The following is a 13,482-nucleotide window of genomic DNA, read 5'->3' as shown; positions in this document are numbered from 1 at the left end:
TCGATCGCGAGGATTCTCATGGGGTAGGCGGCCGCTGAAGGAGTTGTTCGGTGATGGCAGGACCAGCGCGGTTGTACAGATTCGCGGCCGCCCAAGGCACCGCGGCGGCGGCTGGATTGACCCCGAACCCCGCGCCGCCGAGCAGACCGGCCACGATGCCGCGCTCGGCAGTGTTCGACGTGCCGGGCTCGCGCAGAAACAGTGAACCAATGTCCGCCAGCTTGCCCAGTTCGCCGCCCTGGCCCATCGCCATCGCGCGCTTGCCGTATGCATTCGACGTGACCGCGCCCATCAGCGCCTTGGGGCTGATATTGCCGCCGGGGGATTTCGCAACGAGCGGCTCGATCGTCTTCCCGATCGCATACTGCCGGCGCGCGGCCGCGTAGCGCGCAGCTTCGTCTGCCGACAGCTGAGGCAGGAACGCGTCTTCGATTTCTCCCTGCAGATCGCTCAGCGCATGCCGCAGATCGCCATTGGACGTGCTGCGGATCGTCGACTTCAGCTTCGTCAGGAACGGCCGCAGCTTCGTGCCGTCGAGCTGACGAGCCGCCGACGTCGCGCCACCGCCGGTGAGCTTCTGGCGCGGGCCGGCGAGCGCCTCCAGATCGTTGATGTACCCCTGCACAACGCCTTGCACTTCTGGCAGTTGGTTGCCCTTCGCGCGCTGCAGGCGGTTCAGGAACGCGTTGTCGACCGGGATGCTGTGCGCGGCCGTGATCGCGTCGATCTCTGTCCCCGACTTCTTCATCGCGTTGGCGTAGACTTGGCGCGTCAACTTGTCACCTTCGCCACCGATCGCGTGAATCAAGCGCTGGTTGAACACGCGCTGGTTCGCGCCCGACGTCTCGCCGGAGAACGGCACGTCCGACGACAACTGCCCGGCGATGCGCCCGAATTTGTTCTCGTACATCTGGTCCGGCCGGAAGCGGAAGCCCATCTCGTGCGCCTCGCGCGCGAGCCGAAGTGTCTCCGGATCGACTTCAGGCAGCGCACGAGCAGCGGCGCGCACGGCACCGCGGCCGACGGCATTCGCCCCAGCGCGCGCGGCGCCGGCTGCGCCTTCACCGGTCGCGAGCACGCCGCGTGGCACTTCCGGGATTCGCGAAATCATCGGCGATTCGACCGGCAATCCCTGCAGTGCGTGCATCAGCCCCGAATTGCCGAGCGCCTCGACATCGGCGCGGCCGGCCTCGGTGCGCGGCTGGTACGTCAGTTTGCCGGCCAGGGTGGCGCCCGCGAGGCCGCCTTCTTCGATGCCTTGTTGCGTGCCGTACTTGCCGCTCGTGAGCGTCTTGCCGATGCCGTATGCGGCGCCCACGGGCGCGGCCAACGCACCGGTCACCGTTGACAGACCGGCCTCGCCGAGCCCGACCGCGCTTTTGCCCAAGCCGAGCAGGCGCTCCGCGATGGTGTCGGCGTGCTTCGACGCCGTGGCGGGCGCCGGGCTATCAGGCGGCAGACGATTGAGAGGTGCCACGGGGCCGCGCGGCGTTGCTGCTGGTGCGCCGCCGTACCTATCCCACGGCCCGGTTGCGGACGCGGCCGTGTCCTGCGCGTATTTTTCCCACGGGCCGGCCATTACATCTTCTCCCAGTTGCTTTGCTTCGACGGATCGCCGCCCTTGAACCGGTAGCCGCCCTCGATCGTGCCGACCGCCGGCGCGCCTTCACCGCGGCCGGAAATGCGAGCCTTCTGTTGTGCCTGCACTTCGGTCGGCGCCTGGCGGGCCGCCGACATTTCCTTTTCCATCATTGACAGCACCGCATTCAGCTGCTCCGGCGTGCTGGCGGTGGACAACAGCTCGCGTGCGTGCTCCTTGTCCGACACTGTCGGCACGCCGGTCGGGCTGATCGCGCGAGCATAGGCGTTCACCGACGTATTCAGCGCCGTGCCAAGCGCAACGACGCGGGGATCGCCTGTACCCGTTTGCGCTGCCTGCATCGCGCGGTTCACGCCGGGGAACTCGGTACGCGGCAGCGCGGCAGATGCCTCGCGCACGAGCGGGAAAGTCTTCTGCGCTTCGGCGACAGCCATGCCGATGTTCGCCGCGCGCGTTGCACCGGTGCGGGCAGCCGCTTTCTCGCCCTGGAAGCCAGCATTCGCTGCGGCGATGTCCGCGCCGGTACCACCCGCTTCGCGCTCCTGCCGCATCACTTCGCGCCGCAGCGCGATGATGTTCTTCGCGCCCTGCGCGCCGCGGCCGAGGTTCTGATAGACCGACGTATCGCCCGCACGTGCCTGCTCCGCGAGAAACTTCAGGTCTTCTGGCGAGAACTTTGCATCGTCGCCCATCCCCATTGCGAGCGTTTGCCGGCGAAGCGCAATCGATTCAGCCCGCAGCGCATTAGACTCAGCACGCGCCTGCCTACGGTCTTCGCGATTCAGTGCGTTGTCCTCCGCGCGTTGACGCAATGCGTCGTAGCGCTCCTGCAACTGCGCGATCTGCAGTTGGTGTTGGAACTGCTGCTGAATCTGCGCGGCCTGCTGCTTGGCCTGCGAATCGAGAATCGGTGTCAGCTGCTGCAGACCGGCCATCAGGTCCGCGCCCGATAGTCCTTGGTCCTTCAGCACCTTGATTGCGTTGTCGAGCGTGAGCGGGCCGCCGGGTTGCTGCGTGCCGTTGAGCGAAGGAGCCGGGGGTGCGGGAATTTGAGCGGGCCCAGCCTGCGCCGGGCTACCGGCTGCGGGCATCGGCTGAAAAGGCGGCAGTGGCGGTTTGCCGGGCGCACCGGTGCCACGGCCCATTCCCGCAGGCATGCCGGGCGGTAGCGGCGGAATCTGACCCGCCCCAGCGCTCGGTTGCTGCATCGGCACCGATGGTTGACCCGGATTCGGGGCTTGAGGCGGCGGGGGCGGCATCTGCGCGGGTTGCTGTTGCTCCCCGAGCAGCATGGGCAGTGCATTGCCTGCGGCCGTCAGGGCTGCCTGCTGCCGCTGTCGATCCTGTTGTTGCTGTTGAAACTGCGCGAGCTGGATCTGGGCGTACTGACGCCGCATGGCGTCTTCCTGCGCCTGCTGCTGGTACTGAAGGAAGTACGGGAGCCCCGCGAGCCCGGCCATTTTTTACCTCACATCGTGAAGCCGTACGAGTTCCCGCCGCCCGAGTAGTACGGGCTGGAACTGAACGCGCCGCTAAAGTCGCCCCCGCTGAACGATCCGCTCGCAGGACTGAAGAAGTTCGAAATGCCGTTCTGCACCTGTTGGTTATTGAACAGTCCCGAAATGCCCTGCGAAACCATGCTGCCTAGCGCCCCGGCGCCCTGCGCCTGGCTCTGGTACGGCACGGCCTGAGCACCTTGCCCGTAGTTCATGTACGGGATGATCGACCCCATGATCCCTTCGGCCGGGCCGTAGATGTTCTGGTTCAGGAACGAGCCGTACGTGTTGCCGAGACTGCCCGGCGTGCTGGCGATCGACTGGGCCACGTTGTAAGGCGTCGAGCCACCCGCCAACATGTACCCCGGTGCGGAACCGAGCTGTGACGTGCCGAGCTCACCGAACCGGCCGGCCGTATTCGCGGCGCCGGAATATGCCTGCAGCCCCTGCGCGGCGCGCTGCAGTTGGTTGTTCTGCCAGTCGATATTGAAGTTCGACAGCGCTTGATTTGTCAGCCCGGCACCCGCGCCGGACGAGCCGAGCCCATACATCGAGTTCACCGCGTTCGACTGATCCAGGACCTGTTGATGCGTCCGGTTATACAGTGCGTTCTGCGGGTCGAGGCCCATGTTGTAGACGCCCATTCCCGCATTCAGCAGGGAATTCTGCGTCGCGATATTCTCGTGCCCGTACTGGGCCATCTGGCCGGCGAGATCCCGATACCATGCGCCGGCGGTACCGGCCGCGTTCTGATAGGGGTCCCTGTAATAGTTGTTCGCATTAATCCCTTCCTGCAGGGATTGCTGACCGTACTGGTTCAGGTTGCTCGAGCCGTACGCGCCATTGATGCCCGACAACAGGTTCTGCCACGTGGTGTCGGCAGTGCCAAGCCCCGTTGGCACGTAATAGGACGGTCCGCCACCAGAGGTGCTCGGCGACGAACCACCCGATACGAGGCCGCCTACAACGGATCCGACCGCTCCAACGGCTGCTGCGAATGGCATGGCTTACCCCTTCATCAAGGTTTCGGGATCCGCTACGCTCTCGGCGTGAATGCAGAGCCACGTCAGATCCGTCAGCGCGGTGATGCGATGCGTGCGCCCCGCCTTCACTTCGAGCATGCACGGCCCGTGCAGCACCTGCAGATCACCGTCGACGTCGAGCATCGCCGTACCGTGCGCGAGATAGCTCAGGTGGTCGTAGTCGTGCACGTGCTTCTGCACTTCCTCGCCGGCGCGTAGCGTCTGCTCACGCGCGTACACGCCGCCGGCCGTGAAGTGGTGCTTGATGGTCATTTCTCGCACCGAATCGACACGATCAACGTGATCCGATCGTCGTCGCCCTCGTTGACCACCTCGTGCTCCTTCGTGTTGTCGAAATACCAGACTTCGCCCGGAGCCATCACGACGCGCTCGTCCTCGACGCGGTTCCAGCACATCGGGTTCGACTGCAGCGGCACGTACAGCTTCGTGTTGTAGTGCCGCACGTGCCAGCTGTCGTCCGCGTGCGGCAGGATGCGTTTGCCGGGCGGCACCTTCGTGATCAGGACGCCGCCCAGACGCGTGCCCTCGACGCGCGCCATCAATCCGAACACGATCGGCCGCACCTGCGGCAGCGCGTACCACTCCGGGTAGAACACTGCATCGTGCGCGTCGTTGAATCCGGTGTAGTCGCCGGCCGCCTTGTACGGCTTCTCGTCGTTGTAGCGCAGCCAGATATCCGAGACGTCGGCGTGCGGACTGCCCTCGCGCTCCGTGCGAAACGTATGGCGATCCCACAAGCCCGGCTGCCGCGCGATTGCGAGCAGGAGAGGCGCCGTGTCGATGCCGGCGGCGATGCGGACGAGGTTGTTCATTTACCTTTGACCTGCTGATAGACGTGCATACCCCCGAGGCCGAGCATGCCGATCGTGATCGTCGCGAGCTGCGTGAGATCCATTTCCGTGAGGACGATGTGATGCCCGAAAAGCGCGGAAATGTCGCTCATCGCCGGGCGCAGCACGAAGTTCCAGGCATACCCAGTCACACACACCCAGCCCATGCCACCGCGCCAGTGCTGCAGCGGGTCGCTACTCTGGGCTTCAGCCTGGTTGATCTGCATCTGCCCGGTGATCTGCGCGAGCTCGCCCGTCTGCTGAAGCTGCAGCAGCTGCAGCTTTGCCGCAGCGGCCTGCGCCGGGTCCGGCCATACGCGGTCAATGATCTTCCCGACGACGTCGGAAACTGCAGAAATCGGATCGAGGAATCCCATCACGCGGCTCCCTTCAAAAGGTTGTTGGCGATGCGGTTCGCCCACCCGTGGCTGAACGCCGGCCAGTTGTGCAGGTCGGCCAGATACTTCAGCCGGTATGCGAGGAACCGTGCAACGAGCCGCACCGGATCCGTCGAATTCACCGCGGCGATCGTCACCGGCCCAATCCGGCCGTCGGGCTTCAGGCCGGCGGCTTCCTGCAACCAGGTCACGGGCAGGCCGCCGTTGTACGCAGCGTCGAAAACCTGGAACGCCACGCGTGGATCGTACTGGTCGCAGTAGTACGGATCCCAGTAGACCCGCTTCGCGATCAACCGCGCGGTCGACTGTGGCATCGAGCGCATGTCGCCGCCGTACCCGTTCGCGCGCGCGACGCGGGCCGTGACGCCCCACATCGTTTCGCCGCCGGGGTCTGCGGGATTGTTCGAGTACCCGCCTTCATTGCCCATCAGGGCCGCGAATGCGTCGTCGAAGCTGCTCACAGCTTGCCCACCGCGTGCAGGATCTGCTCGACCTTCTGCTCGGCGGTGGCCTCGGCGTCGTTGACGATTGTGGTCACGCGCGATTCCAGGTCCGCGAGCTCCTTAGCTGCGTTGCCGAGGCCGACGATTTCCTCGACCTTTTCGACGAAGGCGCGGCCGTCATTCGCGAGAGCCTGGAAACGCGCCTCGATGGCGGATTTGATCGATTCGAGCATGTCCATCTCCTAGAGGAACTTCTTGAACCCGCCGCCCGCGCCATAAGCGGCGAGCGCGACGAGCGCGTACATGAAAACCCGCCACGCCAAGCCAAGGACGCCCCGGCCGACGTTGAGCTGGAAACGCTGGGTGATGCCGCTTTCGATCTGCTCTGCGATCGCCTTGACGTCGTCTTCGGTCAGTGTCCGGTTTCCCATGGTTTCCCCGATTTTGTGTGCGAATACGATATAGCCGTTTCCCGCCGCGTTAATTCGACGGTGCGACCGTGAAATTGTCCGTAAAGCCGGCGCGGACGATGTTTCCTGGATTGCTGTTCACTTGCCACGCCGTTGAGTTCTGTTTCGCCAGTACGATCGAGCCGCCGGTCGTGTTGTTCTTCAGCAAGATGTTTCCATTCCAGTTCGGCGCACTGCTGAACGAGATGGATACCGTATTGCCTGGCGCACCACCAGTCGTAGCCCCCAACTGAGAAATTTGTCCGCGGAACCATGGAGACGAGAATGGCGCGGTAATGCCGCCGCCTCCCGACGAGGCCGTAGCATTCCCGGTGGCGGTACCTGTTTGACCGAGAAGATCACTGAAACTGACCGGCGGCGCCGATTTCCCAGCCAGCGCGATCACCCAGCCATGGCTGAGCCAAAGCGGCAACGACAAACCAAGTTCGGTCGCGACTTGCGACATGGAAAGAGGGAACGAGGCCGGAAGCGTCATTTCACCGGCTCCAGAAGCGCCCTCAGGCGCAGGACTTCACGGGTCAGCTCGACCACGATAGCCAGCGCCGCGCTCCCCTCAGAAACGGTTAGCGTCTCGCCGCCGAACACCGCCTCAGGAATGACCTCGCGCAGGGATTGCGCCCCTACCCCGACACGCCTCTCACCGGTATCGATGCGTGTGAAGGTGCCATGCAGAACTGTCGCGACACGTTCAAGAAAATCAGATTCGAATGGCGCCCAATCTTTTTTCAGACGCTCGTCTGAAGTTGCGGTCACGTTCGATCCGCTGATCGTTCCGACAGACGTGAAATTCCCGGCTACGTTGAAATTACCGGACGTGTCAGACGACCATCGGACAAGGGCGCGACCAATGTCGTAGAAGCCTTGGAGGCCGGTAGGATTGAGGAAATACTGACCGCTCGTATTGGCGTTTGTCACGATCAGATCGATCTCGTTGTTCTGACCGCTGCCTAAGGTCACAGAAAGTCCAGTGACCGTCAGACCAGAAAACGATGGTGCCGCGGGCAACAAAGGTTGGGCGTTCGCGTTGACCTGGTTGACGATGTAGTTGAAGTCAGCCATGACCTGCGTAGCATCCGCAGTCGTCCCGTTACTCAACGTGTTCGGCAAATTCCCGATAATGGACATGACTTACCCCTGTGCGATGTACCCGGCATCCTGATACCGGGCGTAGAACGTGCCGATCTGAAATGGACTGCCGGAGTTCGTGAAAATATCGATCGCGAGTTTCGCGAATACCAACGTGTTCGGCCACGCGACCTGATTGACATCGGGGATGGCCGTCAGCGCGGTCCACAAAGCATTACCCCACGTGAAGCTGCCCCATATCGAACCGCCGCCCGCTTTGGTAAGCGACGTCGAGGCGAGCGACGTGTTCTTCTCGTTGAGCGCGGTAATGGTGAAGTTCGTCGATACCGACCCGGACGTGCTCAGCTCGATGTTCGATTCGACCACTTGCAACTGTGACATCCGGTTGTTTTTCGGGAATGTCGACGAGCGAAGATGGCATTGATACGTACTGCCGGCATCGGCATACGATGTATTCGACGTCGGCAGCGTCGTGCTCAGGAACAACGCTGCCCCGTGTGCGATTCCCGACACCACAAAAAACGATCCGTATTGCGCCGCGCAGTCATATGTGAATGAGTGCGGCCCATTCCACCGGCGGCGGCGCATGTCGAACCAGTAGTCGTTCGTCTGGTTCTGCCCCGACAGCTGCGTCGGCACGCACACCCGATATACGCTTCCCGAGTAGGAGGCCGCCACACGTGTCGGCTGCGTCGTATTCAGAAACGGTGTCTGCACATCGGCAGTCGTCCGGCCGTTCGGAACCAGCTGCTGAACCGCACCGAGCTGTGTCACAACGTACGGCGCATCCGAACCCACGAAATGGGTGCCCAGCGGGCTCTGCGCGACGCTACGCGGCGACGTCGTACCGATCGTCAGTGACAGGTAGTTCACGCCCAGGTTGTTCGTCACGAGGTCGCCGGTAACCTGCCAGATCTGCGATGACTTGAACACGATCAGCGCGGCGGTAACACCACCCGACGTCGTCTGCACCGGCAGTCCGGCGAACGCCGTGATCGGCGTCGTATCGCCGAACGTAACCGACTGAGAAGCATTGGTACGCGTCGTCGGGGCCAGCACATCGCTGTAGTACGCAACGTTGCCGATCGCGAACCATGCGCGATTGTTGAAGTTCGCGACGGACGTCGGCACGCCCGGCAGTCCGTTCGTGGCGGTGTTGGCTGCGCTCCAGGTCGGCGCAGCCGGGTTCGAGATATTGATAACGCCGAAGAAGTTCGACCCGGCTCCCGAAAAGCCTGAATGCGCAACGATGATGTTCGGGCCGATCACCGCCATCGTCGGTGGTGTCCACGCGCCGCTCGACGGCGGGGACGACGGGACATTGCCGGCCGTCACGCCTGTGATCGTAATGAATGAATTTGTCGCCAGGTTATAGGCGAACGGTTCGTCAAAGCCGGCGGTCCGACCGCTCGACACCATGCCGTAAGCGACGTTGCCGATCACGATGTAGACCGATACGAACGTCGGCGACGTAAACCCGGCGAACGTAGTCAGCGCAGCCCCGACACCTGGCCGCGGGACGACGAGTTCAGGATTCCCCTGGTCGAAGACCAGATTGGCGAGTAGCGAACATGCACCGGGGAACGCGTCGGTCGCGTCCAGTGCGTCGCAAAGTCCTTTCGGGGTGAACCGGACCGGGTAACCAGCGCGAATGCCCATGGCGCCCTCAGTCCGTGATCTTCGTCGGCTTCAGCGTGCGGTTCGTGTGGAAGCGCCGCGGATCCAGTCGCACCGACTTGACGACCTGCTGTTCGTCGCCTTCCATGATCAAGTGCGTGCGCAGCATTGCCTCGCATTGCGCGCGCCACACCTCCTGACGCGTATCGTCCGTCTCGCCCATCAGCTCGACGGCGGTCGCCTTGATCAGGTATTGCTGGTCCGGAAACCATGGGATCACCGTCGACGTTTCGGGCGTAGCGATATCCGGCTGCTTCACCATGTAGCGGTGCGTCAGCGTGATCTGCCCGGACGACTGCGGATAGATGAAGAGCTGCCCTGCCGACTGGTTCGTCTGTGCGGTCGTTTCGTCGTAAAGGATCGTCATGAACTCGTATGGATAGTTCGCAATCGACGGATCCTTGAACTCCTGGTCCCACTCTTCCGTAGAAATCGGATGCAGGAAATACGGCAGGTTGTTCTGTTGAAAAAACAGATCGTACGGGCGGAGGTAATTCAGCGGCAACGCGAACGGACCGTAGTTGTTCGCTTGCACGGTAATGAATTCGGTGACCCGGTTGATCTTCAGGTCACGATGCAGCCAGAGATCCTCCAGGACCATATTCAGATAGATGCCGCCCTGCTGGATGAAGCCGGGGCATTTTGCGACGGCGCATGCGCGCGCGACGATCTGCTGGGCCTGGAGGTAGGCCATCTCATGCTCCCGCGCGCGCTTCCGCGATCTTCTTGCGCGCCTTCTCGAGCTCGGCGTCGATGCCCTTCAGTTGCTGCGGCGCGTTCTTCAGGTTCGCCTGCTCCTGGCTCGACAGTGCCTTCGAGCCGGCCTTTCCGGCAGACTTGGCGTTGTGGCGCTCGAGCAGATCTGCGTAGGCACGCGCGACGTCGTCACGGGCCGTCTCCCACTGCTCGATGTGGGCCTCGAGCACCGGGATTTCCAGCATCCGTTGTTGGCGCTGGAGCGCTTCGCGCACCATGTCCATGCGGCTGTCGAGCGAATCCTTCGATTCACCCTCGACCAGATAACCGCTGGCCGAGAGTTGCGCCTGATTCGGCGCCGGGAGAGTGATCGTGAAGTTGCCGATCACCGTTGCAGCCGTAACTTCCTGAGAGGCTTGCGTCATGGTCTTCCTTTCGGGGTGGAGGGAATTACGATCGTGCCCAGGCCGGCACGGGGCCGCCTCCGAGCACCTTGTTCTGCGCCTGCCGATACGGGTTGAACGCGTGGCCGTTGATGTCGTTCTCGTGCACCCACGTGCGCGCGACCATCTCCTTGATCGAGCGCAGAGTGTCGGTGTCGAACTTGTACGTGTGGCCGTGCAGGTACGGGGTTCCGTTGATCTTCAGATGCTCGCCACCGCACGGCGCCAGATCGATGCGATACCACCACATGTCCGTCTTGCCGTCCTCGTCCTTGCCTGCATAGCGCTCGACAACGCCCGATGTCAGCAGCGCCGACTGAGCCTGCGCAGACAACCGCGCCGACTCTTCCTCGGCGATGTCCTTCGCGGCGCCAAGCTTTGCGTTTTCGGCTTCGAGCGCCTTGATACGCTCGAGCAGCGCCTCGCGGCTTTCGTCGACCGGCGCGGTACCGCCGAGCAATTCGTCGGCGTCAGCCGACTCCGGAGCCGGTTTTCCCGGCTCCTGCGAGTTACGTGCGGCCATCAGTTACTCCTTACGGGGTGGTCACGGTACCGCCCTGATAGCCCGGAGCGAACGCGGAGCCGCATTCGACGCGAGCCAGGAAGGCCGTGTTGAGCAGGATCGAGCCGTAGAACACCTTCCACGACACGACCCGGGTTTGGTTCAGCGGATCAGACTTGTCGGCGCCGGTCAGGTAGTGGAACTCGGGATTCTCGAGCAGCACTTGGCCGTAGCTGTGGTTGCCGATGAAAATCACCGGGAACACCGACACTCCCGTGGCCGGGGCGGCCGGCGGCGTCTGCGTGACGCCGATACCAGTCAGCGTGACCGTCTGGTTCGGCTGAAGCTGCGTCGCTTGGCCGGCGAGCACGCCAGTCACCGGCACGCCATTGCCGATTGCCGTCGCGAGGTTGGCCGGGTTCGCGGTCGTCCCGATATACACGTTGAACACGTAGTTCGGGAACGACGGCAGCGTCACCGAGATCGAGCCGGTCGGGCCCGTCACGCTGATCGACGAGGAGACCTGGTAGATGGTCTGCTCGACGGACGTCAGCGCCGGCGCGGCGGTGACCTGGATGTAATACGTGCCGGTCGCCAGCTGGCCGCCCGACGTAGACGCGGAGCCGTTGATCGCGGCTGCACCAGTCCAGTACGGCATCATGTTCGTTTCGCAGAAGCGAATGCCGCCGAAGTCGCCGAGCTCGTTGTTATAGAGTCGGTTGACGTCGCTGTAGGCCCACGCTTGCTGGACCGACGTGTTCTCGCGCATATCCTGTGCCGAGAACGGGCTGATCAGTGCGACGTAGTGCTGCTTGACACGCGGCGTCTGCGACGGATCGCGGTACGCGCCCGCCTCGATCATCATGTCTTCACGCTCGTCGCCGTTGAAGCGCGGCACACCGTACGCGGCCATCGACGCGAACAGCCGGTTCGACTCGTGAGGCGACATCACATTGGATGCCGTCAGCGCAGCGCGGTTTGCGGCACCCCCGGCGTAGTTCACCTGCGGCGCGGACAGGAGCGTGTTCAGCGTGTTGCGCTCGAGCGTTTCCGGCATCTGCAGCGACACCAGTTCGCACGCTTGCTGGAACAGCGGGTGCTTAATCGTGAGGTTCGCCACGTCGGTGATAATGACGCGGTCGCCCCACTGCTGCGCAGTCGCGCTGACCTGCTGCAGCGTCATCGCCTCGCCCGGGGGCGCGACGCCCTCCTGCAGCGGTGCATACGGCAGAGGCAGGCGCTGGTAGCGCGACGCGGTGTACGTCGTGCCGCGGTTCGTGTCGAGCTTGAGCGGCTTGCCGAACTGGTACGCGACCAGTTGCCGGCGTGCGAGCGGCTCAACTTCTTCCTGGATGTACGCTTCGACGTCAGCCGTGAAGCTCGACGACTGGTTCGTCACCCCGGGGAACATGAGGCCCGTGAGGAGGGCCAGAATTTTCGTCAGCATGGTGTCCTCGTGCTGGTCAGATATTCACGTCGGCCAGCCGCGCGGCGCGCTTCTGGTGTTCAGTTTGCCCGCGGGCCGGCGGCACAGTCGAGCGCACGCCCGGCGTCTTACCGCGCGGCACGTCGGCGGCCGGTGCTTTCGCCTTTGCCTTCGGCTTTAGCTTGCCGTCCGCAATGTCCTTGCCGAGCATGTAGTAGTAGACCGCCTCGCGGGAGGCGTTCCGGCCTGCGCGGCGTTCTTCCTGAACTGCCTGCTCGACGCGATCGCGATAGCGTGCACGGTGCGGGTCGCTGGCGATCTTCGATTCGAACAGCGTCTGGTCGCGCAGGTCCTGCGCCTGGAACAACGCCGCCTGCGCCGCCTGTTGGCTTTGGCGCAGCGTGCGGTTCGACTGGATCTGCCAGCGCTCGATATCCGTGGTGTTCGGATCGCGCAGACGCGCCTCTTCGGCTTCGAAATCACGGTCCGTGACGGGCGCCGTCGGCGCAGCGCGCGACGCGTCAACCAGGCGCCCGCGGCGCTCTACTTCTGCTTCGAGAGCCGCGAGCCGATCTGCGTCAGTCGCGGTGCGTCGCGTCGGGGCGGCCGGTTCGACGAAATCGAAGTCGAAATCGTCATCCGGAGTATCAGCAGCGCCAGCGCCGGCAGCAGGGTCGCCACTGCCAGCACCATCATCGTCGACGCCACCGCTGCCAGGATCACCGCCAGGATCCGCCGCACCATCGTCGTCGACACCGGGAAACAAAAAACCGAGAAGTCGTTGCAGGAACTTGCTCATGGCCACCCTTACGATTGCGTGCCCGTACCGACCGCCTGAAGCGTTGCGGTCGTCGCGCTGGTGATGGTGACGATGAAATCGCGCCAGGTGTTTTGCGCGATCGACATCGTGCCGCCGAGGGTCCAGCCTGTGTTCGTCGTCACCGTCCAGGCGAATGCACCGCTCGAGCTGTTGATGATGCGCAGTTGGAAGCTGAGACCGACTGGTGCGTTCTGCACGACCGTCGGCAACTGTGCGATCAGCGCGGCGACGGTCGGTAATTGCGCGTTGGCGGCGCCGGTCAGCGCGCCTGTGAGGTTCAGGAAGTTCTGCGCGGCGCCGCAGACTTGAGCAGCGCCGAGTGTGAAGCCGGACGTGTTCGTCGCGGCGTTGTAACCCGTTTCCTGAAACGGGTTCATGCCGAGAACCGCGTTGGCCAAGCCGATCTGATCGGGCATCGCGCCGTTGTCCGGAATGTTCGGCGGATTGCCGGCGCCGACCGCTGGGAAGACGAGGCAGACGAGACGGGACAGAAGGGTTTTGCGCACGATGATCTCCTGATCAGGTTGCGCAAATTTATATATCGGTTTCCCG

18 protein-coding genes are annotated in these 13,482 nt (G+C 63.6%); all 18 read right to left on the bottom strand.

Annotated features, from left to right (window positions below):
* Positions 1–16 precede the first annotated feature (16 nt).
* The 18 genes from C5F75_RS08605 to C5F75_RS08515 are packed head-to-tail and all read right to left on the bottom strand — an operon-like array spanning position 17 to position 13,346.
* Positions 17–1,579, bottom strand: coding sequence for a hypothetical protein (locus C5F75_RS08605; RefSeq protein WP_146075190.1), 1,563 nt, complete (start codon positions 1,577–1,579; stop codon positions 17–19).
* Positions 1,579–3,060 (bottom strand): hypothetical protein, encoded by a 1,482-nt coding sequence (locus C5F75_RS36245; protein WP_146075189.1) that lies wholly within the window; start codon positions 3,058–3,060, stop codon positions 1,579–1,581. Before C5F75_RS36245 ends, C5F75_RS08605 begins: the two co-directional genes overlap by 1 nt.
* A gap of 8 nt (positions 3,061–3,068) precedes the next feature.
* On the bottom strand, positions 3,069–4,100 hold the full coding sequence (locus tag C5F75_RS08590; protein WP_146075188.1) for a hypothetical protein: 1,032 nt from the start codon (positions 4,098–4,100) through the stop codon (positions 3,069–3,071).
* A gap of 3 nt (positions 4,101–4,103) precedes the next feature.
* On the bottom strand, positions 4,104–4,391 hold the full coding sequence (locus C5F75_RS08585) for a cupin domain-containing protein (RefSeq protein ID WP_104012096.1): 288 nt from the start codon (positions 4,389–4,391) through the stop codon (positions 4,104–4,106).
* Positions 4,388–4,951 (bottom strand): aspartyl/asparaginyl beta-hydroxylase domain-containing protein, encoded by a 564-nt coding sequence (locus C5F75_RS08580; RefSeq protein WP_104012095.1) that lies wholly within the window; start codon positions 4,949–4,951, stop codon positions 4,388–4,390. The genes C5F75_RS08585 and C5F75_RS08580 overlap by 4 nt, the downstream gene beginning before the upstream one ends.
* Entirely contained in the window at positions 4,948–5,346 is a 399-nt protein-coding gene (locus C5F75_RS08575) for a 3TM-type holin (RefSeq protein WP_060011007.1), read from the bottom strand. Before C5F75_RS08575 ends, C5F75_RS08580 begins: the two co-directional genes overlap by 4 nt.
* The gene (locus C5F75_RS08570; RefSeq protein WP_060011006.1) at positions 5,346–5,828 is read right to left on the bottom strand and encodes a glycoside hydrolase family 108 protein; all 483 of its coding nucleotides are present in this window, start codon (positions 5,826–5,828) and stop codon (positions 5,346–5,348) included. The genes C5F75_RS08575 and C5F75_RS08570 overlap by 1 nt, the downstream gene beginning before the upstream one ends.
* Positions 5,825–6,043 (bottom strand): hypothetical protein, encoded by a 219-nt coding sequence (locus tag C5F75_RS08565; protein ID WP_146075187.1) that lies wholly within the window; start codon positions 6,041–6,043, stop codon positions 5,825–5,827. The genes C5F75_RS08570 and C5F75_RS08565 overlap by 4 nt, the downstream gene beginning before the upstream one ends.
* A gap of 9 nt (positions 6,044–6,052) precedes the next feature.
* A complete protein-coding gene (locus C5F75_RS08560) occupies positions 6,053–6,241 on the bottom strand; it encodes a hypothetical protein (RefSeq protein WP_048806072.1) in 189 nt (62 codons plus the stop codon).
* A 49-nt stretch (positions 6,242–6,290) separates the two neighbouring features.
* Positions 6,291–6,755: a hypothetical protein gene (locus C5F75_RS36240; RefSeq protein WP_146075186.1), complete on the bottom strand. Its 465-nt coding sequence runs from the start codon at positions 6,753–6,755 to the stop codon at positions 6,291–6,293.
* Positions 6,752–7,405, bottom strand: a complete 654-nt coding sequence (locus C5F75_RS08555) for a tail fiber domain-containing protein (protein ID WP_060011001.1) — start codon at positions 7,403–7,405, stop codon at positions 6,752–6,754. The genes C5F75_RS36240 and C5F75_RS08555 overlap by 4 nt, the downstream gene beginning before the upstream one ends.
* Before the next feature lie 3 nt (positions 7,406–7,408).
* The gene (locus C5F75_RS08550; RefSeq protein ID WP_060010999.1) at positions 7,409–9,025 is read right to left on the bottom strand and encodes a hypothetical protein; all 1,617 of its coding nucleotides are present in this window, start codon (positions 9,023–9,025) and stop codon (positions 7,409–7,411) included.
* Between the two features lie 7 nt (positions 9,026–9,032).
* Positions 9,033–9,737 (bottom strand): hypothetical protein, encoded by a 705-nt coding sequence (locus C5F75_RS08545; protein WP_060010997.1) that lies wholly within the window; start codon positions 9,735–9,737, stop codon positions 9,033–9,035.
* Position 9,738: 1 nt separating this feature from the next.
* Positions 9,739–10,164, bottom strand: a complete 426-nt coding sequence (locus tag C5F75_RS08540) for a hypothetical protein (protein WP_104012094.1) — start codon at positions 10,162–10,164, stop codon at positions 9,739–9,741.
* Between the two features lie 25 nt (positions 10,165–10,189).
* Positions 10,190–10,705, bottom strand: coding sequence for a hypothetical protein (locus C5F75_RS08535; RefSeq protein WP_146075185.1), 516 nt, complete (start codon positions 10,703–10,705; stop codon positions 10,190–10,192).
* A 10-nt stretch (positions 10,706–10,715) separates the two neighbouring features.
* A complete protein-coding gene (locus C5F75_RS08530) occupies positions 10,716–12,131 on the bottom strand; it encodes a N4-gp56 family major capsid protein (RefSeq protein WP_104012093.1) in 1,416 nt (471 codons plus the stop codon).
* 16 nt (positions 12,132–12,147) lie between these two features.
* On the bottom strand, positions 12,148–12,909 hold the full coding sequence (locus C5F75_RS36235) for a hypothetical protein (protein ID WP_146075184.1): 762 nt from the start codon (positions 12,907–12,909) through the stop codon (positions 12,148–12,150).
* An 8-nt stretch (positions 12,910–12,917) separates the two neighbouring features.
* Entirely contained in the window at positions 12,918–13,346 is a 429-nt protein-coding gene (locus C5F75_RS08515; RefSeq protein WP_181035390.1) for a hypothetical protein, read from the bottom strand.
* Between the last annotated feature and the right edge of the window lie 136 nt (positions 13,347–13,482).

This window comes from Burkholderia anthinoferrum (assembly GCF_002925705.1).
In the GTDB taxonomy this organism is placed as follows: Bacteria; Pseudomonadota; Gammaproteobacteria; order Burkholderiales; family Burkholderiaceae; genus Burkholderia; species Burkholderia semiarida.
The sequence above is the reverse complement of the archived record's forward strand: the minus strand, read 5'-3'. Positions and strand labels throughout refer to the sequence as shown.

What these genes read in the sequence shown, in the direction of transcription:
- C5F75_RS08575 (WP_060011007.1), bottom strand. Translation starts at nt 5,346, where the DNA reads ATGGGATTCCTCGATCCGATTTCTGCAGTTTCCGACGTCGTCGGGAAG.
- C5F75_RS08550 (WP_060010999.1), bottom strand. Translation starts at nt 9,025, where the DNA reads ATGGGCATTCGCGCTGGTTACCCGGTCCGGTTCACCCCGAAAGGACTT.
- C5F75_RS08530 (WP_104012093.1), bottom strand. Translation starts at nt 12,131, where the DNA reads ATGCTGACGAAAATTCTGGCCCTCCTCACGGGCCTCATGTTCCCCGGG.
- C5F75_RS08545 (WP_060010997.1), bottom strand. Translation starts at nt 9,737, where the DNA reads ATGGCCTACCTCCAGGCCCAGCAGATCGTCGCGCGCGCATGCGCCGTC.
- C5F75_RS08535 (WP_146075185.1), bottom strand. Translation starts at nt 10,705, where the DNA reads ATGGCCGCACGTAACTCGCAGGAGCCGGGAAAACCGGCTCCGGAGTCG.
- C5F75_RS08515 (WP_181035390.1), bottom strand. Translation starts at nt 13,346, where the DNA reads ATGCCCGATCAGATCGGCTTGGCCAACGCGGTTCTCGGCATGAACCCG.
- C5F75_RS36240 (WP_146075186.1), bottom strand. Translation starts at nt 6,755, where the DNA reads ATGACGCTTCCGGCCTCGTTCCCTCTTTCCATGTCGCAAGTCGCGACC.
- C5F75_RS08540 (WP_104012094.1), bottom strand. Translation starts at nt 10,164, where the DNA reads ATGACGCAAGCCTCTCAGGAAGTTACGGCTGCAACGGTGATCGGCAAC.
- C5F75_RS08555 (WP_060011001.1), bottom strand. Translation starts at nt 7,405, where the DNA reads ATGTCCATTATCGGGAATTTGCCGAACACGTTGAGTAACGGGACGACT.
- C5F75_RS08590 (WP_146075188.1), bottom strand. Translation starts at nt 4,100, where the DNA reads ATGCCATTCGCAGCAGCCGTTGGAGCGGTCGGATCCGTTGTAGGCGGC.
- C5F75_RS36235 (WP_146075184.1), bottom strand. Translation starts at nt 12,909, where the DNA reads ATGAGCAAGTTCCTGCAACGACTTCTCGGTTTTTTGTTTCCCGGTGTC.
- C5F75_RS08580 (WP_104012095.1), bottom strand. Translation starts at nt 4,951, where the DNA reads ATGAACAACCTCGTCCGCATCGCCGCCGGCATCGACACGGCGCCTCTC.
- C5F75_RS08565 (WP_146075187.1), bottom strand. Translation starts at nt 6,043, where the DNA reads ATGCTCGAATCGATCAAATCCGCCATCGAGGCGCGTTTCCAGGCTCTC.
- C5F75_RS08605 (WP_146075190.1), bottom strand. Translation starts at nt 1,579, where the DNA reads ATGGCCGGCCCGTGGGAAAAATACGCGCAGGACACGGCCGCGTCCGCA.
- C5F75_RS08560 (WP_048806072.1), bottom strand. Translation starts at nt 6,241, where the DNA reads ATGGGAAACCGGACACTGACCGAAGACGACGTCAAGGCGATCGCAGAG.
- C5F75_RS08585 (WP_104012096.1), bottom strand. Translation starts at nt 4,391, where the DNA reads ATGACCATCAAGCACCACTTCACGGCCGGCGGCGTGTACGCGCGTGAG.
- C5F75_RS36245 (WP_146075189.1), bottom strand. Translation starts at nt 3,060, where the DNA reads ATGGCCGGGCTCGCGGGGCTCCCGTACTTCCTTCAGTACCAGCAGCAG.